Consider the following 25,102-nt stretch of genomic DNA (forward strand, 5'->3'; position numbering starts at 1 on the left):
ATGCTTCCTAGCATTATTGAATGAATCACGCGCATAGCCACGCCTGCGAGCATCACGATCACCCTCAGGAAGTAACGAGGGCGACGGGCCGCGAGCGCAAGTTGCTGTTCGCGTTCGTGCTCACCACCGGCATGATGGTCGCCGAAGTGGTTGGCGGCTTGTGGTCGGGATCGCTGGCACTGCTAGCCGATGCGGGGCATATGCTGGTCGATTCGCTGGCGCTTGCACTGGCTTTTTTCGCCGTGCGCCTGGCGTTGCGTCCGGCGGATGCGCGTCGTACCTATGGCTACGGGCGTCTGGAAGTGCTGGCTGGTTTCGTCAATGCGCTCACGCAGTTTGTACTGGTCGGGTTTATTGCGTACGAAGCCATCACGCGACTGTTCAAGCCGGTCGAGATTCTCTCCGGCGTGATGCTTGGTGTTGCGATCGTTGGCTTGATCGTCAATTTGATCGTGCTGCGCACTCTGCATGGGCATGCCCACGATGACGTGAACCTCGGCGCAGCGACGTTGCACGTGCTGGGCGATCTTCTGGGTTCCGTGGGTGCCGTGCTTGCCGCACTGGCGGTTCGCTGGATGGGCTGGAATTGGGCCGACCCGGTGCTGTCGTTGCTGGTGTCGCTGTTGATTTTGCACAGCGCGTGGCAGCTGCTGCGCCGTTCGACGCACATCCTGCTCGAAGGTGTGCCTGAGGGCATGGACCCGCAGGAAGTCGAAACCGTGCTTCGAACCGTCGATATATCCATTCGCGATGTGCACCACCTGCATGTGTGGCAGCTCGCCTCCGGCTCGCGCATGGCGACGCTGCACCTCGAGCTGCACGATCACAATGACGGCGCACGCGTGCTGGCTGCCGTGAATCGCACCCTGCAGGAGCGCTTCGGCATCCGCCATACCACCGTCCAGATCGACCTGGGCGACTGCCCCGACGGCGACCCCGGCTGCAATGCTCATCACCCCCACTAAGGGCGCCCTTGGCGCTTGAGGGCGCCGCTGCTAGGATGGTTGACCGTCCACAGCATTACGCTTCAAGGAGTTCTTATGGGTAAGGGTGATCGTAAAACCCGTCGCGGCAAGACCTACCGTGGCAGCTACGGCAACACGCGCGCGCACTCCTCGGCGCAGCCCGCCGTGGCCGGTGCCAAGCCGACCGTGACCAAGCCGGCAGCCGTCAAGAAAGCCGCTCCGAAGAAAAAGTCGGCCTGAGCTTCCCAGCCCGGCGTCCTAAAAGCCCCCGCTAGCCGGGGGCTTTTCATTATCCGGGGACAGGCCTTCGCACTACACTCACGCCGCCAAATCTCGTGGCGGGGAGAGGATCGATATGGCGGTGCCCGCACCCAGCGCGTTACCGGAAGTCGATATCTATCTGCACGTACGCGTGCTGATGGGCATGATCGTCGGTCTTGCGCTGACACACCTGCTGCGTCACGCCGCGCGCATCGTCGAGCACCCCAAACAGACCGGCATCTACTGGGTGCACCTGGTCTGGGCGTTCTCCATGTTTCTTTTCCTGCTGCATTTCTGGTGGTGGGAATTCCGGCTCGCGTCGTTGCAGCAGTGGAGTTTCAACTTGTACATGTTCGTGGTGATCTATGCGCTGCTGTTGTATCTGCTGTGTGCGCTGATCTTTCCCGAACAAATCGCCGGTTATAGAGATTATCGGGACTACTATTATTCCCGCCGCGCCTGGTTCTTCGGCACGCTCGCCGTGACGTATGTGATCGACTATGCCGACACCTGGGTGAAAGGACCCGATTATCTGCGCAGCTTCGGTACGGAATACGCGATACGCAATGGCGCATACATCGTGTTGTGTCTTGTCGCCATCTGGACGCGGCGGCCACGCTTTCATGAACTCTTCGCGGTAGCGGGCGTTATTTACCAGCTCTCATGGATCGCGCGCGAATTCGAAACGCTGTGATTACTTCGGCATGCCGCCGATCCATACCTGCCGCACCAGACCGCCGCCGATCCAGTAACACAATTCCGCCGGTTGCCTGGCATTCCAAACGACGAGATCGGCGCGCTTTCCAGCTGCCAACGTGCCGCGATCGGATAAACCCAGAGCGCGTGCGGCATTTACCGTAATGCCGCGCAACGCTTCTTCAGGCGTCAGCCTGAACAACGTGCACGCCATGTTCGCCGCCAGTCGCAAGGACAGAAGCGGCGAGGTACCTGGATTGCAATCGGTCGCAATCGCCATCGGAACGCCGTGCGAGCGCAGTGCGTCGATTGGCGGAAGCTTGGTTTCGCGCAGCGCATAGAAAGCGCCGGGCAAAAGTACGGCAACCGTACCGGCACGCGCCATCGCCTGAATACCCGAATCGCTCAGGTATTCGAGATGGTCGGCGGACAATCCACCGTATTCGGCGACCAGCGCGGCACCGTCCAGATCCGATAACTGTTCGGCGTGCAGCTTCACCCGCAAGCCAAGCAGGCGCGCATGCTCGAACACGCGCTCTGTTTCGGCGCGCGTGAAACCGATGCCTTCGCAGAACGCATCCACGGCATCGACCAGGCCTTCGTTCGCTAGCGGGGGTAGCAGTTCGTCGCAGACGAGTGAAACGTAGTCATCGCGGCGATCCTTGTATTCCGGTGGAATCGCATGCAGCCCGAGAAAGCTGGTCTGGACATGGATGCCCAGCGCTTCACCCAGGCGCCGCGCCACGCGCAACATGCGCCGCTCCGATTCCAGCTCCAGTCCGTAGCCGGATTTGACTTCCAGCGTGGTGACGCCATCGGCCAACAACGAGCGAGCACGCGGTAGCGATTGCGCGAAGAGTTCGTCTTCGCTCGCATGACGGGTTGCGCGTACCGTCGACACGATGCCGCCGCCTGCGCGCGCAATCTCTTCGTAACTCGCGCCATTCAGACGCAGGTCGAATTCCTGCGCACGATCGCCGCCAAAGACCAGATGCGTGTGGCAGTCGATCAATCCCGGTGTGACCAGCGCGCCATCGAGATCATGAACTTCTACCGCTGTTGCGGCGGAAGCCGAAGGAAGATCGCGCATCGCGCCGAGCCAGACGATGCGGCCGTCCTGACAGGCAATCGCGGCGTCGGTAAGCAGTCCGTGGCTGGCTTCGCCGACAAAGGTGGCGAGCGATGCATTCGTCAGCAGCAAATCCCAGTTCATGGCTCAGGCTTTTCGTCGGGTAGATCGATAGGCGCGACGGGTTCGCCGTAAGCGCTGGTCGGACCCACGTCGCCACTTACCGGTGACGGTTTGTACTGCTCCTCGGCGGCAGCGCGCTGCGCCTGTTGCTGCTCGAAATCCTGGATCAAGCGTTCGGCGAAATCCTTGTACACCGGCGTGGGGCAGAAGATCGATGCCGCAGCGCGCGCCAGCAGGCAAGCCGCCATGATCGGAATCACCATGTCCTGATTGTTCGTCAGTTCCATCGCAATCACGGCCGATGTTAGCGGAGCACCGGTCACGCCGGAGAGATAAGCACTCATGCCCAGCAGCACCACCGCGGCTTCCGGCGCATGCGGCAGGAAGTAAGCGATGTTGTGGCCAATGCCTGCGCCCACCGCCAAGGCCGGCGAAAAAATGCCGCCGGGAATACCGGCCCAATAGGAAACCACGTTGGCAAGCAGCTTGACGATGCCGAAACCGTGGCCCGGCGTGACAGGTGCTTCCTGCACGAAGGCGCGCGCTTGTGCGTAGCCCGTGCCGTACACGTCGTTATGCGAATACACGCCAAGCAATGCCAGTGCAAGTCCGCAACCCACGGCGAACAGAACCGGATTGCGTTCGCGCAATCGGCCAATCGCAGCGAGTGGTCCGTGGCGACTCAGCAGAATCAGCCGGGCAAACAGGCCACCCAACAAACCACCGACGAGTCCGCATTCCAATACAGCCAACCATGCATGCCCCAGCGGCAGGCTGGTTTGCACCGTGCCGAAGTAGGCATAGTTGCCGGTAATACCGAGCGACACGACGCCGCCCACGATCACGGCGGTCAGCAATAAGCCGCTGAAGCGGTGCTCGAACGTTCCGGCCAGTTCTTCGATGGCGAACACCACACCGGCCAACGGCGTATTGAACGCGGCCGCGATACCTGCGGCACCACCGGCGAGAATAAAGCGCGAGATCGCCTTGGGATCCGAGAAGCCAAACCTTCTTCCCAGCGAGTAGAACAAGCCTGCGCCGACGTGCACGGTCGGACCTTCGCGGCCAATCGATGCACCTACGGCAAGCGCAACCAGCGTCAGCACCATTTTGCTGGCGGCAATCGGCAGCGCCAGCATGCGCGTGCGAAACGTTTCATCCTCGATGTGGATGGAGGCAATCGCCTGCGGAATGCCGCTGCCACGTGCGGCACGCAACCGGCCTTCGGTTGCCCATGACAACAAGCCGAATACGGCGGGCGTCATGATCAACGGAATCCAGATGCCGTGCGCCACGATCTTCTGGAACAACGCATAGGCCCAGTCGCTAGCCTTGGCAAACAGAATCGCGGCCAGTGCAACCAGGATGGCGCCGCTCCATAAGGCGATGCGGCGCTTCCATTGATAGGGAGCAAAAAATTCGTGACCAAGCACGGCGCGCAGTCGTGGATTCGAGGCTTTGGGTGGCTGTGCGGGAGACTCGGACATGCGCCGATTATGGCAGATGCCTTGCGCTTCCTCTCCCCTTGTGAGGAGAGGAGCCTGCAAGTCAGCGAGGCCGCGTCAACCAGCGTGTTTCGTAGAGGTCGAAGCGCCGGTCCTTGAGGTTCTGCACGGCACCGGCATTGCGCGCCATTGCAAGGCTCTCCAGGCGTAGGTCGGCGAACAACACCGTTTCGATGTTCGGCGTGGAATCGGCCGCAACGCCATCGCGCGCGAAAGGAAAGTCGCTGGGCGTGAGGATGCAGCTTTGACCGTATTGGATATCGAAGTTGTTGACACCGGGCAGGTTGCCGACATTGCCTGAGAGAATCACGTAGCACTGGTTTTCGACGGCACGAGCCTGTGCACAATAGCGAACGCGCAGATAGCCTTCGCGCACGTCGGTACAGAACGGCACAAACAACATCAACGCACCCTGGTCGACCAGATGCCGCGCGACTTCCGGGAATTCCGAGTCGTAGCAGATCATCACGCCAATGGGGCCGCAGTCGGTCTGTACCGTGGCCGCGGTGTCGCCACCGGTGACATTCCACGTGATTCTTTCGCTGGGCGTGGGGTGAATTTTCTCGCGTTCGTGTAGCGAACCATCGCGCAGGCACACATAGCAGACATTGTGGATGTCGCCATTTTGCTGCTCGGTCGGATGCGAGCCGGCGATGATATTGATGTTGTAATGCACCGCCAAATGCGTGAAAAGCTCTTTGACTTGCGGCGTGTAGTGACTGAGCTTGCGTATCGTATTGACGGGAGACAACTCCTCGTTCTCGATCGACAGCAGCTGCAGCGTAATCATTTCGGGAAAGGTGACGAAATCGGCGTTGTAATCCGCCGCAATGTCGGTGAAGTATTCGACGTGCGTCGCGAATTCCTCGAACGACTTGATACGGCGCTGCATATACTGCACCGTTGCCACGCGTACCGAATGGGGCAGGTTGCGTGTCGATTTGATGGCCGGAATGTCCGGCTGATCCAGTAGCGCGGGATTACGCCACACCAGGTGCGCGGCATAGCCGAGCGAATCGTAATCCGTCGGAACGTAAGCGCGTAACAGGCCGATGATTTCGAAATCATTCGCCAACTGAAAGCTCAGCGTGGGATCGCGCCGATGACCTTCGACAATCGCTTGAACATACGCTTCCGGACTTCCATACCGTTGAATGTGCCGAGCAAGGCCGGGAATGCGTCCGCCGAAGGTGATGCCGCGCAACTTCAAGTCGTTGCACAAGCGCTTGCGTGCTTGATAAAGGCGCTGGCCGATTCGCATGCCGCGATAATCGGGATGCACTACCACTTCCATGCCATACAACCAGTTGCCGTCCGGGTTGTGGCGCGACGCCATGCCGCCGCCCGTAATCTGCATCCACGTATGCGGTTTCAACGCCACGGATTCGTCGATACGGAACGTCGCGCAGTAGCCGACGATGTTGCCTTCGTATTCGACGACGAACTGACCTTCGGGAAAATGTGTCTGCTGGGATCGCAGCATTTCCGCCGAATGCCCCCACTCAGCCGTGTAGATGCGCGCGGTAAGGTCTACGAGTGCGGGAACGTCCTGGGGCGTGGCTTGCCGCAAGGTCAACTTGGGCGATATTTCGCTTTTCTTGGCCATTCGGTCATTTTTTCCCAGACAAGGTGAAGCCGATGCGAGCGAACCGGTAAACTGCGCAGGCCCTATGGAGATTGTTCATGAGCGATTCGGCAGTGGCCCATACCTTTAAAGCACGCCAACTCTGGCGCGACAACGGATGGCGCTCCGACGCCGCGTTTGTCGTCGACGACCATGGTTGGATTGGTGAGTCCGGTGGCGGTTCCGAGCAACTGCTCGACGGATGGGTATTGCCCGGCATGCCGAATCTGCATTCGCATGCATTCCAGCGTGCGATGGCGGGTCTCGCCGAGCGTCGCGGTCCCGGTGACGATTCCTTCTGGACCTGGCGCGAAACGATGTATGGCTTCGCCGCGCGCATTAATCCCGACACCTTGCAGGCCATTGCCGCGCAGTTGTATGTGGAGATGCTCAAGGCGGGTTACACGCAGGTTTGCGAGTTTCACTATTTGCATCATCAACCGGATGGCACGCCTTACGCGCAAGCCGAAGCGATGTCGCTTGCGTTGATCGAAGCGGCACGCGAAGCAGGCATCGCACTGACCTTGCTGCCGGTGCTGTACATGAGCGGCGGTTTCGACGGTCGCCCGCTATCGCCACGTCAGCGCCGGTTTGGTCACGATGTGGAGAGTTATCTTCGCGTGCTGGCATCGTTGCGCAAACTTGAACGCGATGACTTGCGCGTCGGCGTAGCGCTGCATTCCTTGCGTGCGATTCCCGAGCAGTCATGGCGCGGTGTCGTTGAGCACGAAGCGCTGAAGACTGGCCCGATACACATCCATATCGCCGAGCAGATCGGCGAAGTGCAAGACTGTCTCGCCACGCGCGGTGCGCGGCCGGTCGAGTGGTTGTATGACCATGCAAACGTCGACAAACGCTGGTGTCTGGTGCATGCCACGCATCTCACCGAAGCGGAGACGGCGCAGATCGCGCGTAGCGGCGCGGTCGCCGGTTTGTGTCCCACGACAGAGGCGAATTTGGGCGATGGACTGTTTCCTCTAGCGCGTTATCTCGATGCGAAGGGGGTGCTCGGTATCGGATCGGACTCGCACATCTCCATCTCTCCGGTGGAAGAGTTGCGTTGGCTTGAATACGGGCAACGCCTGCTGACACGGCATCGCAATGTCGCTGCACGCCATGCGGGCGACAGCGTCGGTGAGACATTGTGGCGCGCAGCCCTGCGGGGCGGAGCTCAAGCGGCGGATCTTGCGATCGGCGATCTAAGCGAAGGCAAACGGGCCGATTTCTTCGTGCTCAATAACGATTCGCCGTTGCTGGCTGCGCGCGACAATCGTTCGGCGATGGATAGTTTCTTGTTTGCCGGCAACACGCCGCTGGTACGTCACGTCATGACCGGTGGCCAGTGGGTCGTGCGCGACTTCCATCATCGCGACGAAGAACGCATTGCCGCGCGATACCGCACGGCCATGGCACATCTGGCCGCGGGTTGATTGATAACAACAGCGTGATGTTCAGCAGGTTTGCAGCCGGAGCCGGACCACCGAAAGGCTGCTGCCCGCTGCCTCGCGTCGGCGGCCTCCGGCTGCAAGCCTGCTGAACATCGCCATGTGAAATTGCCAGATATCGAAGAAGCGCGCTCTATGGTTATGTGTGTGTTTTGCGCGGTGCGAATCATGCACATTGCTGAATAGAAATCGGATAAAAGATTTCGTCGTTCGCGTAGAGAATGCGTAATTTTTGAAACAACCGCCGCGCACACTACCGCCCCGCGGATGAACACATACAAAGTAACGGCAACGCACGCGTTTGCTTTAGCGTTGACACCCGTGCACGCGCGTCGTTCTTGCACTTAACAGCTTTCACATGCCTGACGCTGGGGCTGAACCATCGGCATCAGTTCAGGTTTCTACGGTCATCGCAAAGAATCGAGGATGCGTTCTCCGACTTGAGTTCCAACTCACGAGGAGATTTGCCATGCGTCGTTATCTTTCCATCTTCCTGTTCGCGCTTGCCATAGTGGGTGGCACGCTCGCCCAAACAGGTTGCATTGTTGTTCCGGCTCGTCCTGCCCGCGTTTGGGTGCCCGGCTATTACGCAACCGGCCACGTTTGGGTGGGTGGTTATTGGCGCTATCACTGATCGGCGCTTCATCTCTCGTTGGAGCGGCTCTTCGGAGCCGCTGCACGAGTACCCCATTCGCGAACAAAGTCGATAAATACGCGCAGTTTTGGCGGAACCTGGAACCGGCTCGGGTAGTACAGGTATAAGCCTTCAAACGGCGGCAGCCAGGGCTCAAGCACGCACTCGAGTCGACCGGCATCGATCACCGCGCGCGTGCTCATGTCGAGCAGGTACGTCATGCCAATGCCGTCTTCGGCAGCGCGCAGGGCCAACGAGAAGTCGTTGACGGTAAGGCTCCCGTCAACGGCTATCTCATACCAACTTCCTTTTTGCGCACCGCTGCGATGTGCGAATTCCCAGCGATAAATGGCGCCGCTGCTGGGTAGGCGAAATTTTATGCAGTTGTGGTTTTGAAGATCTTTCGGATTTTCTGGGCGGCCGTAACGTTTGAAATAAGCGGGCGAAGCGACCACTACGGAGCGCATCGGTCCGCTGATCGGCACCGCAACCATGTCGCGTTCCACTCGTTCGCCCAGACGTATGCCCGCGTCGAAGCTTTCGCCAACCAGATCGGTAAGGCTGTTGTCGACATGAATATCCAGCCGCACATCGGGCCATCGCGCCATGAATTCGGCGAGCATCGGTTCAATCATCCATTGCGACACGTCGGAGGGAACGGTCAATCTGAGCGTTCCGCGCGCGCGATCGCCGTGCTGACGGGTCTCGTCCATCGCCCGATCCAGTTCGGTAAGCGCGGGTGCGATGCGCTTGAGCAAGTCGCCACCCGCTTCCGTCAGTCCCACACGGCGCGTTGTGCGCTGTAACAGGCGCGTGCCGAGCTGAGTTTCAAGCTGCTGCAGGGTCTGGCTGAGGGCCGAAGCCGTCACGTCGAGGGCGGCTGCGGCGCGGGTAAAGCTGCCGTGTTCGGCAATCGCGCGGAAAGCGCGCAGGGCGTAATCGTCTCGCATGAGCCTTCTCGGTTATTAGTTAGTACAGCTTTATAATGCATCAAGTTACAGATGGTTTTTCAACAGGATCGCCCGGCGCAGACTGAATCCGTCTTCCACCTACGGAGTTCTGCTATGTCACTCGATCAGTATTTCACCCTCGGCCGTTCCGGTTTGCGCGTCAGCCGTCTCGCCCTGGGCACCATGACCTTCGGCGACGACTGGGGTTGGGGCGCCGCCGAGGACACCGCCCGTGCCATGTTCGACCGCTACCTCGAAGCAGGTGGCAATTTCATCGACACCGCCGACCTGTATACCGAGGGCGCCAGCGAAACGATGCTGGGCAAATTCATCGAAGAGAGCGGGACGCGCGATCGCGTGGTCATCTCCACCAAGTTCAGCTACAACGCGCAGCCGGGAAATCCCAATGCGGGTGGCAACGGACGCAAGAACATCATGCGCGCCGTGGAGGCATCGTTGCGCCGACTTCGCACCGATTACATCGATCTTTATTTGCTGCATACGTGGGATCGGCTCACGCCAGCCGAAGAGGTCGTGCGCACGTTCGATGACTTGGTGCGCGCCGGCAAGATTCGTTATGCCGGTCTGTCCGACATTCCTGCGTGGTACGCCGCACGCGCGCAGACTTTTGCTGAAGCACATGCGTTGACGCCGCTGATCAATATGCAGCTCGAATATTCGTTGGCGGAACGCAACATCGAACACGAATATGTGTCGCTAGCGCAGAACCTCGGTATCGGCATTACTGCTTGGAGCCCGTTGGCGATGGGCTTGCTGTCGGGCAAGTACAAGCCGAGCGAGCAGGGCGGTGAAGGCGAAGGGCGTCTGGCCAAGGTCGCCGGTGCGCCGGGTTTTGAGCGCTTCACCGAACGTAACTGGAAAATCGTTGCGGAACTGGAAAACGTTGCGAAAGCATCGGGTCAGAGCATGGCCGCTGTGGCACTGAATTGGGTTGCCACGCAGCCGGGTGTCGCCTCAGTGATCATCGGCGCGACCAAACCGCAGCAGCTCGAAGCGAATCTTGCGGCGCTTTCGTTCGAACTGCCTGCCGAATTGCGTGCACGTCTGGATGCAGCGAGTGCGCTCGATAAACCGTTCCCTTACTACATGTTCCAGGACATTCATCAGACGCGTATGCACGGTGGCGTGGCTGTCGGCGACAAGCCTGCGGGTTACGCGCCGCCGATCTTCGTACCGTCCCTGCAGGCCAGTGAACTTCGGGCAACGCGCTGAAGTTCACTCCCTCCCCTGCGTGCAGGGGAGGGTTGGGGAGGGGGCAAACAATCTTGCCTCTACGCAAGTGCGAGCAACACCCTCCTAACCTCCCCCTGCACGCAGGGGGAGGGACCGGATGTCGAATTAGGGAGAACAACGATGACCAACAAAACATCGCGCTGGGTCGACGTCAATCACGCACGTCTTCATGTAGAAGAAGCCGGCGAAGGCGATACGATCACGATGCTGCACGGCTTTCTGGTCGACAGCGGTCAGTGGGATGCGGAATTCGATGCGTTGTCCAATACGCATCACGTCATACGCTACGACGCACGCGGTTTTGGCCGATCCACCATTGCGCCCGGTCACTACGCGCATCATGAAGACCTTGCCGCAGTGCTGGATGCATGCGGCATCAAGCGCACTGCGTTGCTTGCGTGCTCGGGTGGTGCCGCGACGGCGCTCGATTTCACGCTCGTCCATCCCGAACGCGTAAGCGCGTTGATCTTCGTTGGCGCCGGTTACTGGGGCAAATTTGCCGACAGTACGCCTGCCGCGCGCGCCTTCTTGCAGGCGCTCAATACGCTGGATGCCAATGGCATGATCGATAGCTCGCTGCGAGCCTTCACGGATGGAACACGGCGTTCGCCCCATGAAGTGAATCCCATTGTGCGCAAGCGCACGGAAGCCATGACATCCGCGTTGTTCAAGCGCGAAGCCAGCTATTGGACACGCGCATCGGTGGATCAACGCGTACCGGCACCTTCGGCCTTGCAACGTCTTGGCGAAATCAGCGTTCCTACCGTGCTGATGGTGGGCAGCGAAGACCAGCCTGAAGTGATCGCCCTGTCGAAAGAACTGGCTGAAGGCATTCCGGATGCTCGATGTGTGGTGATCCCCAATGCCGCGCATCACGCCAATATGGAAGCCCCAGCCGCCGTACTCGCACAGATACGCGAGATATTGCCAAGCGCTGAATTGGTCCTTTGATATCTGCGGACTATCGAGCGGGACTTATCGCCGTATCGATCCTCCACGCGTGTCGGACTATGCTTGTGGCATCCGCAACGGCCACGTTCGATGAGCGCACATCTCTCCGCCCCATCCTCTGCCAAACCCGTAGCATGGACGGATGACGATCTGATTCGTCATGGCACGCCTGCCTTTCGGCGAACCAATCTCGCCTTGTTCGCGGCGGGATTGTCCACTTTCGGTTTGCTGTACTGCGTGCAGCCCTTGATGCCGATGTTCAGCGCACACTATGGCATCAGTGCTGCGGCGAGTGCGCTCTCGCTTTCTTTGACGACGGGTGTGCTTGCGTTCGCGATGCTTTTCGTTGGCGGCGTTTCCGATGCATGGGGACGCAAATCCGTGATGGTGGCATCGCTGCTGTCGTCGGCAGTGCTGGTGCTGCTGACGGCGCTGATGCCGAACTGGTATGCGCTCTTGACCATCCGAACCTTGCTTGGATTGACGCTCAGTGGTTTGCCCGCGGTAGCGATGACGTACCTGACTGAGGAAATGCATCCCGAATCGATTGGTCTTGGCATGGGTCTGTACATCAGCGGCAGTGCCGTGGGTGGTATGAGCGGGCGGCTTATCTCGGGTGTCGTGGCCGATTATTTCGGCTGGCGTATTGGCGTGGCCGTCGTGGGTGTGGTGGGTCTTGTTTGTGGACTGATGTTCTGGCGAGCGCTTCCGCCATCACGTCATTTTCGGCCGCAAGCGCTGCAATGGCGTGCGCTCTTGAGTCGATTCGCCGGCATGTTCCATGATGCCGGTTTGCCATGGCTGTTCGCCGAAGGTTTTCTGCTGCTTGGTGCGTTCGTCACCGTCTACAACTATCTGGGTTATCGGTTGCTGGCGCCGCCGTACAACTTGAGTCAAGCCGTCGTGGGACTGATCTTCGCGATCTATCTCGTCGGTACGTTCAGTTCGGCATGGATGGGGCATCTCGCCGGCAAACTGGGACGGCGCAAGGTGTTATGGACAGCATTTGCACTCATGCTTTTCGGCGTGGCGTGCACGATGATGACGTCACTGTGGCTGATCATTCTGGGCATCACCGCGATCACATTCGGTTTCTTCGGCGGCCATTCCATCGTCAGCAGTTGGGTAGGGCGGCGAGGTGGCGTGGCGAAAGCGCAGGCGTCGTCGATGTATCTCTTCAGTTACTACATGGGCTCAAGCATCGCGGGCGCGAGCGGCGGCCTGTTTTATGCGGACTATGGCTGGCCAGGTGTTGCGTTGTTCGTGGGCGTGCTTGTTCTGGCGGGTTTGTTGATTGCACTGTGGCTCTACCGTGTGCAGCCGTTGCCTCAGCTGGTGACGCCGCCCGCGCCGATGAGCAAAGGAGCCATGCCGTGAAAGCCGGTCTCATCGAACATGTCGATATCGGCAATTAGCCGGAGAAAACCCTCCCCGTAGGAGAGGGTTTCTCGTGCATTACTGCGCGGCAGCAGGCGCCGTCGGCTTCAGCATGCCTTGAACGTCTTCCAGCTTGCCGTCACCGAAGTTGGGTGTGACGCCGAGAATATGCGCCATCAGCGGATAGACGTCCACATTCGGAAAACTGTGGTAGCTGATGCCACTCTGGAACGCCGGGCCGTGCGCAATAAACAAAGCCTGCATGCGCGGATCGGCGTTGTCATAGCCGTGGTCGCCGACACTTATCTTGCCCTGATGCTTGGCCAGATAATCCGTCGTCGCGATGCGCCAGCCGACGTCGGCAAGGCAGACCAGTTGCGGCACGCGCGTATTGGAACCGTATTCGAACCGCGCGGGGATGCGCGATTTATCCCAGCAATGCATGTGCTGCTGCGGTTGTTCCAGTTGTTCTTCGATCGCGTTGAAATCGTGCTTGCGCACCGGATTGAAACCCGCAAGCACGCCCATGCTGACAGTATCGACGTCTTTCATGTTGATCAGCTTGTCGATCAGGATGCTGTTTTCTTTCGGCACGCCCGCCATGCCGTGATCGGACACCACGATGATGTTGATCTGATCGAAAAGATTGCGCTGCCGTAATCCGTCAACCAGGCGAGTCATCGCTTCATCCGTGCCACTGATTGCCTGATTTACTTCCGGCGAATCGGGGCCATGTTCATGGGCCTGGTGATCCACCGCGTCGAAGTAGAGCGTGATGAAGGTCGGGCGTTGATCCGCCGGCAGGTCCAGCCATGCAAGCACCTGATCGACACGTTGATCGGGCGTCACTTTGGCGTCGAAGGGCTTCCAGTAATCCGGACGACGGCCTTGAATGTCCGCTTCCGAGCCAGGCCAGAACATCGTCGCCGAACGCATGCCATCGGCGTCTACGGTTTCCCACAGCGGGGTGGCCTGATCCCACCACAATCCGTTGCCGACGGCCTTGCGGTCGCTGATCGAGAATTTGCCCAGCTCCGGGTCGAGCATCGTGTTGTTGACGATGCCGTTATGGTCAGGCACGAGCCCCGTGACAATCGCATAGTGATTCGGGAAGGTCAGCGACGGGAACGACGGCTGCATCGATTGTGCGTGCACGCCAGTATCGGCAAGCGCTTGCAGCGTCGGGCTCAGTCCGCGTTTGATGTAATCGGGGCGATAGCCGTCGATCGAAATCAGCAGTAACGGAGCGGGCGTTTTGACTTTGGTTTGCTGCACTACCGCAGGTGGTGCGGAGGGTGGTGCGGTCTTTTGCGAAGCGCAACCTGCGCCAAGAACAGCCAGTGAAGAAAGCAACAGAAGAGAAAACCGTTTCATCAGGACGATCCGTTTTTATCAATGGATAAGCCCCACCATGATCGCGCAGATGTGTGACTAATTCAGCTCTTGCAAAAAATCGGGGTATCGCGTCGACGGTGACGCAAGTTCTTGTCAGTAGACCAGGTCAACCCGCACGTTTCAGCCACGCAGCGGCACCAAGTCCGGCGCGCTGGCCGCTGGCGAAGCAGGCGGTCAAGAGATAACCACCTGTTGGGGCTTCCCAGTCCAGCATTTCGCCCGCGCAAAACACGCCGGGGAGGGCCGTCAGCATCATGCTGTCGCCGATCGCTTCCAGACGTACGCCGCCCGCCGTGCTGATGGCTTCTGCTATCGGGCGTGCGCGTTGGAGTCGCAACGGCAGGCGCTTGATGGTTCGTGCGAGGGTGTCGGTATCCTGAAAGTGCGATTTATCGAGTACCTCATGAAGCAACGCAGCTTTCACGCCCGTCAGGCCCGTTTGACGACGCAGATGTTCGCTGAAGGAACGGCTGCCGCGAGGCTTTGCCAAGTCATGCTGCAAACGTGCGAGTGTGCGATCCGGGGCGAGATCCAGTTCCAGCGTGGCGTGGCCGCGCTCGGCAATAGCATCGCGCAATGATGCGGAGAGTGCGTAGACAAGACTGCCTTCGATACCCGTCGTGGTCACGACGCACTCGCCTTGGCGCGTATGTTCGTGTCCGGATTCATCGCGCCAATACGCAGCGACCGGTTTCAATGGCGCACCCGCAAAACGTGTGGCGAGATGGTCGGTCCAGCCGATATCGAAGCCGCAGTTGGACGGTTGCAGCGGTGCGACATCCACGCCGCGCGACGCGAGCCACGGCCACCACGCACCATCCGAGCCGAGCTGTGGCCAGCTGCCGCCACCGAGTGCCAGTACGACGGCTTTCGCCGTGTATGTGCGTTCTCCATCCGGTGTTTCAAAACGCAACGCGCCGTTTTCGTCCCATCCCAGCCATCGATGATGTACATGAAACCGCACGCCGCTTTCGCGCAAACGATGCACCCAGCCGCGCAACAAAGGTGCGGCCTTCAGATCGCTCGGAAAAACGCGGCCGCTCGTTCCGATAAATGTTTCAATACCTAAACCGCGCGCCCATGCGCGCAATGCATCCGCATCGAAATCGTCGAGCCAGTGGCCCACTTCTTTCGATCGCTTACCGTAACGCTTCACAAAATCGGGCTTGGGTTCGCTATGCGTCAGATTCATGCCGCCTTTGCCGGCGATCAGAAATTTGCGCCCGACAGAACCCTTGGATTCAAACAGATCCACCTCGATGCCTCGCGCACGCGCCGTCTCCGCGGCCATGAGCCCGGCAGGGCCGCCGCCGATAATGATCAATTCGGTTGGGACGTGTTGACCGGAAGACATGCCGCGCCGCTGCAAGGATGGCCGTCCATTGTACGTGGGATGCCGTGGGTGGTGTCTGCGTGCGGGAATGGATCACAATGCGAAGCCTACGAGCCGTAGTAGTCAGCTGACGGAGTGCCGCGATGTCCGCAAACCATGAACAACGTCCGCCTTTGCCGCCTTTTAGCCGCGAAACGGCGATTCAGAAGGTGCGTCTCGCCGAAGATGCATGGAACACGCGCGAACCGGGCCGTGTCGCTCTGGCGTATACGGTCGACAGCCGTTGGCGCAACCGCGCCGAATTCATTCATGGGCGCGATGAAATCGTCGGTTTTCTTACCCGCAAATGGGCGCGGGAACTGGACTATCGCCTGATCAAAGAGTTGTGGGCGTTTGAAGGAAACCGGATTGCCGTGCGTTTTGCGTACGAATGGCGCGATGACTCCAATAACTGGTTTCGAGCCTACGGTAACGAAAACTGGCTGTTCGATGAGAACGGTTTGATGGCGCAGCGACACGCGAGCATCAACGATGTACCCATTGCTGCTGCCGATCGAAAATACCATTGGCCGCAGGGTCGGCGTCCGGATGATCATCCGGGGTTGAGCGATTTGGGGCTCTAGGTGTTCAGCGCATCAATGTTGCGCACGCTGTCCAAATAAATCGCCGCGCGTAATTTGATCTTCCATGGCGAGGAGGAATCGCTTCGTCGGCAATCCGCCGCCGAAACCCGTCAGGCTGCCATCGGCACCGATGACGCGATGGCACGGCAAGATAATCGGTATGGGATTGCGGCCATTGGCTGCGCCGACGGCACGCACCGCTTCGGGTTGACCAATACGTCGCGCGAGTTCGCCGTAGCTGATGGTTGCACCGTACGGAATCTTGGCCAGTGCGTGCCAGACGGTTACCTGAAACGGTGTGCCAATCGGATGGAGTGGCAGATCGAAATCCTGTCGTCCGCCCGCAAAATACTCGTTCAGCTGATTCGCGGCGAACGCGACCTTGGCGGCGTTGCGCTGCCATTGGGGATCGGGTTCTTTTTTGTGTTTTCCGGTTTCAAACCATACCTCGCGTAATCCCGTGGCATCGGCGGCCAACAGCAGATTGCCGATAGGCGTGGAAAGGTAGTCATACCAGACCGTTTCTTTTGAAGCATTCATGCAATCGCTCTCTGCCGGGATGCCCCGGGCACTTTCAACGGTTCGCTCATGCTGCGCCACAGATGCATCACGGCATAGGCACGCCATGGCCGCCACGCTTCGGCGAGGTTGGTCAACGCCTTGGTGCTGATCATGTTGTCGCTATCGGACGCCGCGCGACGCAAAATGAGATCGGCGGCTGGGAACGCATCGGGGTGACTGAGCGCACGCATCGCCATGTAATGCGCGGTCCATTCGCCGATACCTGGTAGCGCAACCCAGCGCTCGACGAATTCATCCAGCGATTGCTCGACGCGAAAATCCACGCGACCGTCCAGCACCGCACGCGCCACGCCACGGATGCTTTCTGCGCGTGCCGTGGTTACACCCATGGCGCGAAGATCGGCTTCGGCCAACACCTCGGGCCTCGGGAAGAGACGCTCCAACCCCGCGGCGACAGGCGTTGGCAGCGTTTCGCCGTAGCGATGCACGATGCGTGACGCAAGCGTGCGCGCTGCCGCCACGCTGACTTGCTGACCGAGAATCGCGCGCACAGCAACTTCGAAACCATCCCAGCTACCTGGCAGGCGCAGACCCGGACGTTTACGCAACAACGGCCGCACGTGTGGCGTGGTTTGCAACACAGCGCTGATCGATTGTGGATCGGCATCGAGATCGAACATGCGGCGAATGCGTGTTACCACCGCAAGCATCTGTGCCGGTTGTGGGCAATGCAATTGCAGGCGCAGTGCGTTTTCGCCGTTTGGCCACGCCGTCAATCGCAGCCAGCCCGGCGCATCGGCAGCGCCGAAGACGCGCGAGTAGCTATCGTCGTCGACGACTTCGATGCCGGGCAATGCTCGGCCACGCAGGAACGTGAGCATGGATAGGAAATCATACGGTGGGCGATAACTAAGCCGCAGGCTCAGGCCCTCATCACTACCTGCATTCGGATGGCGTCGTAGATCGCGTGGCGCAATGCGATTGGCTTGCGCGAACGCTGCATTAAAGCGCCGCAAACTGCCGAAACCGGATGCCAGCGCGACGTCGGTCACCGGCATGCGCGTTTCCGTCAGCAATTGCTTGGCGAACAGCAAGCGGCGCGTTGTATGGACATCGATGGGCGGCGCGCCCAGGCGTTCCACAAACAAGCGTCGCAGTTGCCGAGCGCCGACGCCCACGCGTCGCGCAAGCTCATCGACGGGATGATCCTGCAGCAGGCCGCCTTCAATGAGCTTCAACGCACGCGTGACGACATGATCGCCACGCTGCCACGCGTCATTACCTGGTGCGAGTTCGGGGCGGCAACGTAAACACGGGCGAAAACCGGCTGCTTCCGCCGCCGCGGCAGTGGCGAAAAAGCGTATGTTTTCGGTCTTCGCGGTGGGCGCAGGGCAAACCGGCCGACAATAAATGCCCGTACTGCGTACGGCGATAAAGAACAGGCCGTCAAAGCGCGCGTCGCGGCTCAGACGCGCCCGTTCGCACGTCTGCTGGTCGAGCATGGGAGTGGGGGCTGCCTCAGACATGCACTCAGGCTAGCACCCCCATCACCCTAAAACTCGCCGTTTTCGGACATCAATGCCGAAACCGTTTCGGCGCTATTCCGGTTACCTCGTGCGGTTGCCGATCATGCTCCACAGAACGCCATCGCGACGGATCAACCCGTGATAAAGCGCGGCGCCGAGATGGGCAAGAAACGTGAGGAACAACAGCATCGCCAGCCATGCGTGCGTGTGCCGCAGAATGGCAAACGCAGCAGCGTTCACCGGAAAAATCGGCGGCAGCCTCAGCGAATGACCCAGCATAACCGGGTAGCCGCCTGCGGAAAGCATGGCCCAGCCAACCAGTGGTATGACCAGCATCAAAAAGTACAGCAACCAGTGCGATGCGTGTGCCGCCAGCTTTTGAATGGGTGGCAGATCGGCAGGCAGCGGCGGCGGCGGATTACGCAAGCGAACAATCAGCCGAATGATCGCGAGAATCAGAATCGATATGCCGAGCGGTTTATGGATGCTGATCAGCCATTCATGCCGCTCCGAAACCGATGCCACCATGCCAACGCCGATAAACAGCATCGTCAAAATCAACAGGGCTATCAGCCAATGCAACACGCGCGCTGCGAGAACAAATTGTGTGGAGGACGTTTTCATCACTTCGCCTCCGCTTTTGATTGCGCTTGAGCGGTGCCCGGCAGGTGGGCCTCTTCACTGGTACGGCGCAGATACGAGGTGGCGTATGCGGCGGAACGGGCAGGCAAGAGTGGATCGCCCGACGCCTCGATGCCGTTGGGTAGTACCAGCGGGTCGTAATTGATATCGCGGCAAGGTCCGCTTTCCTGCGGCTCGGTGCCGGTCAGCACCAGTGTGCCTGCGTCGACATCGCGGCGATCGGAAGGCCACTCTTTCGTCGCATCGTTGGTCGGATCGCCGGGATTGGCGAGCGTCACAATCAGATGCCAGCGCTGTGGACCTTTGGCAATGCGCTGACTGAGATCGGCATCCAGATAATCCGGATCGCTGCCGCCCACGGCTGCATCCGTCGCTTCCGGCACCATGCGCCAGCGCACCGCGTGTTTCTCGCCATGGGCGTCGACGAACTCGAACGCATTCAAACTCCAATAGCTGTTCGTCACATAGCTTGCCGAAGGCGCGGCGGTCTTCACCCATGCAAGAAACGCAGACGTTTCCGGATGCGCGCCAAAGAATGCCTTGAGCTTCGCCGGATCGGGTTTACCTGTTGCCGGATCCGGTTGCTGTGCTTGCAGTAGTTCGTAGAACGCCAGGGGAGTAGCAACAGGGAACACGGGCATGCTGTTCATACCTGTGCGCCATTGCTGACCATTCGCCAATGCAAAGCGCATGGCCATGCTGCGAATGGGTGCGGCGCTATCGGGTGCATAAGGATTGCCGACCGGAACCGCAAAACGTCCGACAACCGGCGTGCGTCCCGGTGCAAAGATCTCGGCGACGGAATACGGCTGCGCTTGACCGTTGCTATCGAAATAGCCGGTGACGCAAACGCCTTTGGCGTGGTTGCGCCGATAACCAGGAAACACACCGGCGTTCGCCTGGAGCTGATTCACCATGCGTTGCGCGGTCAGCCGGTGCGGCGCCAGCCAGCCGTCGGTGTAACCAAAGGCAAGTAAGACGAGCAACAACACTCCGGCAATGAAAGCACCGCGTAGAACAGTGCTAACCCGACTAAGCGGGACTCTCGAAGAAGAGGGTGCGGTTTCCATGAGAACAGATCCTCGCCAGTAGATTCGTCATGCCCTGTCAGACCATTGTGCTACGGGTCGCAAGGGAATGTGTTTTCAAGACATAAAGGCCGTTTTCGTCGGGGGCATGCGAATGGTTACATATCCTTCCGCGCCGATCGCGTTTGCTGGGGAAAAATGTTTAATATGGATCAATCAGGGAAAGGGGGCGATCATGACAACACGTGTGAAGTGGCTATTGGTATGCTTCGCGGTTTTGTGCCTGACAGCACTGTATTCGTTTCGAGACTTTGCGCCGGTAAGGGTCATAGGTACCAAGCTTTCATTGGGTGCTCAGCCGGAACCGTTGATGGTGCAGGTGGCCAGGGATTTCCCGTCATCCACAGCTCATATTTTTTCCGATGCGGAATTGAGAACTTTTGTCGTGGCGGCGAGCAAGGCGGAGGCTATCGACGATCCGTTGCAGCGCTGCTTGGCATATCCCGATCCACCTGGTAGTCATTGGACGCACGCGGCGGTAGTTGCGTATTGCCAATATCGCACGGCGCCATACATTACGTTCGATCAAGTCAAGGCACTCATTGAACAGGGAAAATCGGCGGAACTTGATCGCGAGATGGCCGATGCGCTGAAAGCGCAATACACGGCGCCCTATGCGTACGGTCGACTGGAACGTATTTTTGCCGCCGATTTTGATAATGGATCACTTGATATTCGCCCCATTCTGGATGCGTGGAAACGTAATTCTCCAAACAGCGCTTTCGCTTATGCGGCCAGCGGTTATGCCTATGTGGCTATGGCGCATGACGCGCGCGGTGGCGATTACATAAATCGGACATCGCAAGACAAAGTGGATGCCATGGGCAGGCTACTGCAACGGGCCGATACTGATCTTCAAAAGGCCATCTCCATCGAGCCGCGTATCACACCCGTGTATGCGGCGATGATTCATGCAGGTGGTCTAGAGCTAGGTAACGACTACGCCGTGAATGCGGCGCAGCAAGGATTGCGTCAAGATCCCGGCAGCTGGATCATCTATCGAGAGCTACTCTGGCTCAGTACGCCGCAATGGGGTGGTTCGTTGGCGCTCTTGCATCGCATAAGTGCGGACGCAGCCGCGCACTCGGCGACGAATCCTTTGCTGGCGATGGAGAAGAACACAACTTTGGTCTACGAGGCCAACGTTGGCAATTGTGATTGCGGCTTGCCGACGCTTCCCTACGAGTTCCCATATGTGTTGGACGAGTTGGCGTCCAGTACCGTGCTTGCCGCAGCGGGTCGTACTGGTTGGCAACAAAACATGCCTTCTATAGCGGTGGTCTATCTTTCCGAAGCGTTGCGCTTCGCTCCTGGGATGGCGGATGCACGATTCCAGCGAGTAGGGGCGCTCGCCGATGCAGGGGTGACCGATACGGCATTAAGGCAAATTAATCAGCTAATGGCCGTCGATTCGCGTAACTACGACGACTACCAACAGCGCGCGTACATCTATCTTCTTCAACACGATTACGCCAACGCAGAAAAAGACCTCGATACAATGTTGACGCTCAAACCCGCTGATCGTTGGTCACTTGAGCAACTTGCGTCGATGTACATCAATCAGACGCATCAATGGGACAAAGGATGGGATGTTGCCGGTCAGCTCATGCAGGACGTTCCCGATGATCCGGAAGGTTGGGTATTTCGGGCGACTATCGCACAGCAACAGCCACGTGATGGCTTAGCCGAAACGGTGAACGATGCGATTGCCCATTTTGGCAACGACCCGCGCCAACGCGGGGTATTGGCGCGGCTAAAACGCATGCTAACAACTGGAGCCAAACCTACCGTGAGCAGTGGCGGGGCGTCGTCGGCAACCCGTTAGGGAGAGCAGGACTGCGGGGCTTAAGGCGAGGGGCGGCCGCTCGCCTTATACTCGCGGTCTGTCTTACCGGAGACCGTCATGAACGCCCCCACCCGCATCGACACGACCCGCATCATCCACGCCCCGCGCGGCTCGGAACTAACCTGCAAGAGCTGGCTTACCGAAGCCCCGTACCGGATGCTCCAGAACAACCTGGACCCGGCCGTGGCCGAAAATCCGGCCGAGCTGGTGGTGTACGGCGGCATCGGCCGTGCTGCGCGCAACTGGGAGTGCTTCGATGCCATCCTGCGCGCGCTGCGCGATCTCAACGACGACGAAACGTTGCTGGTGCAATCGGGCAAACCCGTTGGCGTATTTCCGACGCATCCCGATGCCCCGCGTGTGTTGATTGCCAATTCAAACCTGGTCCCGGCGTGGGCCAACTGGGAACACTTCAACGAGCTGGATAAGAAAGGCCTGATGATGTACGGCCAGATGACGGCCGGTTCGTGGATCTACATTGGTTCGCAAGGCATTGTGCAAGGCACCTACGAGACGTTCGTGGAAATGGGGCGCCAGCACTACAACGGCAGCCTTAAGGGCAAATGGATTCTCACCGCGGGTTTGGGTGGCATGGGCGGCGCGCAGCCGCTTGCTGCATCGCTTGCCGGCGCAAGCAGCCTCAACATCGAATGTCAGCAGAGTCGCATCGATTTCCGTCTGAAGACGCGTTATGTCGACGAGCAGGCTACCGATCTGGACGATGCGCTCGCACGCATCGAGAAATACACCAAGTCCGGTGAAGCGAAGTCCATCGCATTGCTCGGCAACGCGGCCGATGTGTTGCCGGAACTCGTACGTCGCGGCGTAAAGCCCGATGCGGTGACCGATCAAACCAGCGCGCACGATCCGGTCAACGGTTATCTGCCGCAGGGCTGGACGGTTGAACAATGGTTCGAGCGCCGCAAGAGCGATCCGAACGGCACGCGCGACGCGGCCAAGAAATCGATGAAGAAGCACGTGGAAGCCATGCTGGCATTTCATGCGCAAGGCATTCCCACGTTCGATTACGGCAACAATATTCGCCAGATGGCAAAAGACGAAGGTTGCGCCAACGCGTTCGATTTCCCCGGTTTCGTTCCTGCCTTCGTACGCCCGCTATTTTGCCGCGGCGTCGGTCCCTTCCGTTGGGTGGCGCTATCCGGCGATCCGGAAGACATCATGAAGACCGACGCCAAAGTCAAAGAGCTGATTCCCGACGACAAGCACCTGCACAACTGGCTCGACATGGCCGAGCAACGCATCAGCTTTCAGGGCTTGCCGGCGCGCATCTGCTGGGTGGGGCTGGGGCAGCGCCACAAACTTGGCCTGGCGTTCAACGAAATGGTGCGCAACGGTGAACTCAAGGCGCCAATCGTGATCGGGCGCGATCACCTCGATTCCGGCTCTGTCGCCAGTCCCAATCGCGAGACTGAAGCGATGAAGGACGGCAGCGATGCCGTGTCCGACTGGCCGCTGCTCAATGCCATGCTCAACGTGGCGGGTGGCGCAACATGGGTCAGCCTGCATCACGGTGGCGGCGTAGGCATGGGTTACAGCCAGCACAGTGGCGTGGTCATCGTGTGCGATGGCACCGAAGCCGCCGATAAGCGCATCGCGCGCGTGCTGTGGAATGATCCGGGTACGGGCGTGATGCGCCATGCGGATGCGGGTTATGAGGATGCGGCAAAGTGCGCGAAAGAGCAGGGCCTGAATTTGCCGATGATTTAACGACGTACTTGGCCATCCAATAGCTTATCCATTACACCCTCCTATTTGAGGGTGTAATTTTTTCAGGGGTGGGTTTGCGGTACAAAAAACTATACGAACACCGATGCGCGCGGTGGTACGAGTTACGGGAAAAATCCGACCTGACCCATTTTGGGCGGTCGCCTGAATATTTTTCCCAGTCTGTTCTATCCAGTCGCTGCGGTTGCTAGGATATTGGGCGTAAGAGGACAAAAGGGGCAGGAGTTCATCAAGCCGTGCACGCACAACGTGCGCTGTTTGATTCGGCATGGGATGTTCTAAAAGGGGGAAGTCATGAGCAGCGAATACAATCCATATTCGGCGCCGGCGAGTGCCGTTGCCGACAACGTTGAATTCAAGCGGCTGGAACGTGCGACCAAAGGTCTGCGTTTTGGCACGCTTTTGATCGATTACGTGTTTATTTGGGTTTTCTCATTTCTCGTCGGTATCGTGACGGTATTGATCTTCGGGCCTGCAGGGGCTGCAACGCTGAAGACAATTCCTCCGTTTGCGCTGGGTATTGTCATCGTGCTTTTCTTCTATACCTTCTTTGAAGGCATATGGGGTCGCACGCCAGGCAAGTTCATCCTGGGAACGGTTGTCGTGAATGCCAAGGGTGAGAAACCGAGTCTTAAGCAGATCGTCGGCCGTACGTTCTGCCGCATGATTCCCTTCGAGGCATTTTCCTTTTTTGGCGAGGAAGGTTGGCACGACTCCATTCCCAATACCCGGGTTGTGCTCAAGCGTAGCCTTTAACGTCTCATGATCTGAATCATGCGTTAGCTGCAGGGGGGGCGGCTTATGCGGTTGCAGGAAGAACTCTCGACGTTCTATGCGAAGAACGGATTCGGCAATGTCGCAGGGGCCCGGCCACTGACGGTTCCGGTTTACACCGGCTGCCTGTTGGTCCCGTTGCCCAACATCGAGACACGCCGCCGCTATTTGAAATATCACGACCTTCACCACTTGATTACCGGGTATAGCGTGGGTCGTATCGGTGAAGGCGAAGTCAGCGCATGGGAACTGGGTACGGGTTCTGCGCTGGCTTCCCCGACACTGGCGTTCATGAATCTTATTGCGCTTTCAACGGGGCTTGTGCTCCAACCGCGTCGTATGTGGAACGCATTCGTGCGCGGTACGCGAAGCAAGAACCTGTATGCCAAGAAAGTCCGCGCGGATGTCGACGCTGGGGAATGGGAAAACGTCGAACAGCTTCGCCAGTCTGTCCTTGACGTGCGCGACGCCGGCAAACGGCCTGCATTTTGGCACTATGGAGAGTTTGGCATTTACGCATCACTTGCGATGGTGATTCATGCGGGCATTGCCATACCTGCGGTCGTCACACGGCTCATCACCGACATGACACTCGGCTACAGCTTCTTTCAGGCGGTGAAGCCTAAGAAGAGAGTGGATTTGTTTTAGCGCGAAGTTTTAGCGGCTGTCGATATACATCGAGTTTGGTGAAACTGATGTTCCCGCGCTTGAGTTACACGGCGTTTTACCGTGCCATTTTGATTGACGTGAATC

23 protein-coding genes are annotated in these 25,102 nt (G+C 59.0%); 13 read left to right on the forward strand and 10 right to left on the reverse strand.

Going from position 1 to position 25,102, the window contains the following annotated elements; all coding sequences use genetic code 11:
• Positions 1–20 precede the first annotated feature (20 nt).
• From EKH79_RS02055 to EKH79_RS02065, 3 genes are all read left to right on the forward strand, one after another.
• Entirely contained in the window at positions 21–965 is a 945-nt protein-coding gene (locus tag EKH79_RS02055) for a cation diffusion facilitator family transporter (RefSeq protein WP_126672122.1), read from the forward strand.
• A gap of 75 nt (positions 966–1,040) precedes the next feature.
• Positions 1,041–1,205, forward strand: a complete 165-nt coding sequence (locus EKH79_RS02060; RefSeq protein ID WP_126672123.1) for a 30S ribosomal protein THX — start codon at positions 1,041–1,043, stop codon at positions 1,203–1,205.
• Positions 1,206–1,320: 115 nt separating this feature from the next.
• The gene (locus EKH79_RS02065; RefSeq protein WP_199754091.1) at positions 1,321–1,920 is read left to right on the forward strand and encodes a hypothetical protein; all 600 of its coding nucleotides are present in this window, start codon (positions 1,321–1,323) and stop codon (positions 1,918–1,920) included.
• Here EKH79_RS02065 and hutI read toward each other — a convergent pair whose 3' ends face one another.
• From hutI to EKH79_RS02080, 3 genes are all read right to left on the reverse strand, one after another.
• Positions 1,921–3,135, reverse strand: coding sequence for an imidazolonepropionase (gene hutI, locus EKH79_RS02070; RefSeq protein WP_126672124.1), 1,215 nt, complete (start codon positions 3,133–3,135; stop codon positions 1,921–1,923).
• Complete coding sequence (locus EKH79_RS02075; RefSeq protein ID WP_126672125.1) at positions 3,132–4,601, reverse strand: chloride channel protein; 1,470 nt, start codon at positions 4,599–4,601, stop codon at positions 3,132–3,134. The genes hutI and EKH79_RS02075 overlap by 4 nt, the downstream gene beginning before the upstream one ends.
• 61 nt (positions 4,602–4,662) lie before the next feature.
• Positions 4,663–6,225 carry a bifunctional GNAT family N-acetyltransferase/carbon-nitrogen hydrolase family protein gene (locus tag EKH79_RS02080; protein WP_126672126.1) on the reverse strand — a complete coding sequence of 521 codons (1,563 nt, stop codon included), beginning with the start codon at positions 6,223–6,225 and terminating at the stop codon, positions 4,663–4,665.
• 77 nt (positions 6,226–6,302) lie between these two features.
• Between EKH79_RS02080 and EKH79_RS02085 the strand changes: the two genes are divergently transcribed.
• Entirely contained in the window at positions 6,303–7,673 is a 1,371-nt protein-coding gene (locus EKH79_RS02085) for a formimidoylglutamate deiminase (RefSeq protein ID WP_126672127.1), read from the forward strand.
• A 484-nt stretch (positions 7,674–8,157) separates the two neighbouring features.
• A complete protein-coding gene (locus tag EKH79_RS18830; RefSeq protein ID WP_158621172.1) occupies positions 8,158–8,322 on the forward strand; it encodes a YXWGXW repeat-containing protein in 165 nt (54 codons plus the stop codon).
• Between the two features lie 8 nt (positions 8,323–8,330).
• On the opposite strand, the gene EKH79_RS02090 is transcribed toward EKH79_RS18830, so the two are convergent.
• Complete coding sequence (locus tag EKH79_RS02090; RefSeq protein WP_126672128.1) at positions 8,331–9,272, reverse strand: LysR family transcriptional regulator; 942 nt, start codon at positions 9,270–9,272, stop codon at positions 8,331–8,333.
• A gap of 114 nt (positions 9,273–9,386) precedes the next feature.
• On the opposite strand from EKH79_RS02090, the gene EKH79_RS02095 reads away from it, so the two are divergent.
• The 3 genes from EKH79_RS02095 (at position 9,387) to EKH79_RS02105 (ending at position 12,854) form a co-directional block, all read left to right on the forward strand.
• The gene (locus EKH79_RS02095; protein ID WP_126672129.1) at positions 9,387–10,505 is read left to right on the forward strand and encodes an aldo/keto reductase; all 1,119 of its coding nucleotides are present in this window, start codon (positions 9,387–9,389) and stop codon (positions 10,503–10,505) included.
• A gap of 141 nt (positions 10,506–10,646) precedes the next feature.
• Positions 10,647–11,477, forward strand: a complete 831-nt coding sequence (locus tag EKH79_RS02100) for an alpha/beta fold hydrolase (protein ID WP_126672130.1) — start codon at positions 10,647–10,649, stop codon at positions 11,475–11,477.
• 90 nt (positions 11,478–11,567) lie between these two features.
• Complete coding sequence (locus tag EKH79_RS02105) at positions 11,568–12,854, forward strand: MFS transporter (RefSeq protein WP_126672131.1); 1,287 nt, start codon at positions 11,568–11,570, stop codon at positions 12,852–12,854.
• Between the two features lie 78 nt (positions 12,855–12,932).
• Here EKH79_RS02105 and EKH79_RS02115 read toward each other — a convergent pair whose 3' ends face one another.
• Both EKH79_RS02115 and EKH79_RS02120 read right to left on the reverse strand, forming a co-directional pair.
• On the reverse strand, positions 12,933–14,228 hold the full coding sequence (locus tag EKH79_RS02115) for an alkaline phosphatase family protein (protein ID WP_126672132.1): 1,296 nt from the start codon (positions 14,226–14,228) through the stop codon (positions 12,933–12,935).
• Between the two features lie 127 nt (positions 14,229–14,355).
• Positions 14,356–15,603 carry a TIGR03862 family flavoprotein gene (locus tag EKH79_RS02120; protein ID WP_126672133.1) on the reverse strand — a complete coding sequence of 416 codons (1,248 nt, stop codon included), beginning with the start codon at positions 15,601–15,603 and terminating at the stop codon, positions 14,356–14,358.
• A gap of 122 nt (positions 15,604–15,725) precedes the next feature.
• On the opposite strand from EKH79_RS02120, the gene EKH79_RS02125 reads away from it, so the two are divergent.
• Positions 15,726–16,205: a nuclear transport factor 2 family protein gene (locus EKH79_RS02125; RefSeq protein WP_126672134.1), complete on the forward strand. Its 480-nt coding sequence runs from the start codon at positions 15,726–15,728 to the stop codon at positions 16,203–16,205.
• 12 nt (positions 16,206–16,217) lie between these two features.
• Here EKH79_RS02125 and EKH79_RS02130 read toward each other — a convergent pair whose 3' ends face one another.
• From EKH79_RS02130 to EKH79_RS02145, 4 genes are all read right to left on the reverse strand, one after another.
• Entirely contained in the window at positions 16,218–16,745 is a 528-nt protein-coding gene (locus EKH79_RS02130; RefSeq protein WP_126672135.1) for a methylated-DNA--[protein]-cysteine S-methyltransferase, read from the reverse strand.
• Positions 16,742–18,253 (reverse strand): DNA-3-methyladenine glycosylase 2 family protein, encoded by a 1,512-nt coding sequence (locus tag EKH79_RS02135; protein WP_126672136.1) that lies wholly within the window; start codon positions 18,251–18,253, stop codon positions 16,742–16,744. Before EKH79_RS02135 ends, EKH79_RS02130 begins: the two co-directional genes overlap by 4 nt.
• Before the next feature lie 81 nt (positions 18,254–18,334).
• Complete coding sequence (locus EKH79_RS02140; RefSeq protein ID WP_126672137.1) at positions 18,335–18,877, reverse strand: cytochrome b; 543 nt, start codon at positions 18,875–18,877, stop codon at positions 18,335–18,337.
• A complete protein-coding gene (locus EKH79_RS02145) occupies positions 18,877–19,887 on the reverse strand; it encodes a catalase family peroxidase (protein WP_233590159.1) in 1,011 nt (336 codons plus the stop codon). Before EKH79_RS02145 ends, EKH79_RS02140 begins: the two co-directional genes overlap by 1 nt.
• 190 nt (positions 19,888–20,077) lie before the next feature.
• Here EKH79_RS02145 and EKH79_RS02150 point away from each other — a divergent pair, with 190 nt between their 5' ends.
• The 4 genes from EKH79_RS02150 (at position 20,078) to EKH79_RS02165 (ending at position 24,997) form a co-directional block, all read left to right on the forward strand.
• Positions 20,078–21,808 (forward strand): tetratricopeptide repeat protein, encoded by a 1,731-nt coding sequence (locus tag EKH79_RS02150; protein ID WP_158621173.1) that lies wholly within the window; start codon positions 20,078–20,080, stop codon positions 21,806–21,808.
• 78 nt (positions 21,809–21,886) lie between these two features.
• On the forward strand, positions 21,887–23,557 hold the full coding sequence (gene hutU, locus EKH79_RS02155) for a urocanate hydratase (RefSeq protein ID WP_126672140.1): 1,671 nt from the start codon (positions 21,887–21,889) through the stop codon (positions 23,555–23,557).
• Positions 23,558–23,869: 312 nt separating this feature from the next.
• Positions 23,870–24,331: an RDD family protein gene (locus EKH79_RS02160; RefSeq protein ID WP_126672141.1), complete on the forward strand. Its 462-nt coding sequence runs from the start codon at positions 23,870–23,872 to the stop codon at positions 24,329–24,331.
• Positions 24,332–24,376: 45 nt separating this feature from the next.
• Positions 24,377–24,997 carry a hypothetical protein gene (locus tag EKH79_RS02165; protein ID WP_126672142.1) on the forward strand — a complete coding sequence of 207 codons (621 nt, stop codon included), beginning with the start codon at positions 24,377–24,379 and terminating at the stop codon, positions 24,995–24,997.
• Positions 24,998–25,102 lie beyond the last annotated feature (105 nt).

This window comes from Dyella dinghuensis (assembly GCF_003977615.1).
Classification (GTDB): domain Bacteria; phylum Pseudomonadota; class Gammaproteobacteria; order Xanthomonadales; family Rhodanobacteraceae; genus Dyella_B; species Dyella_B dinghuensis.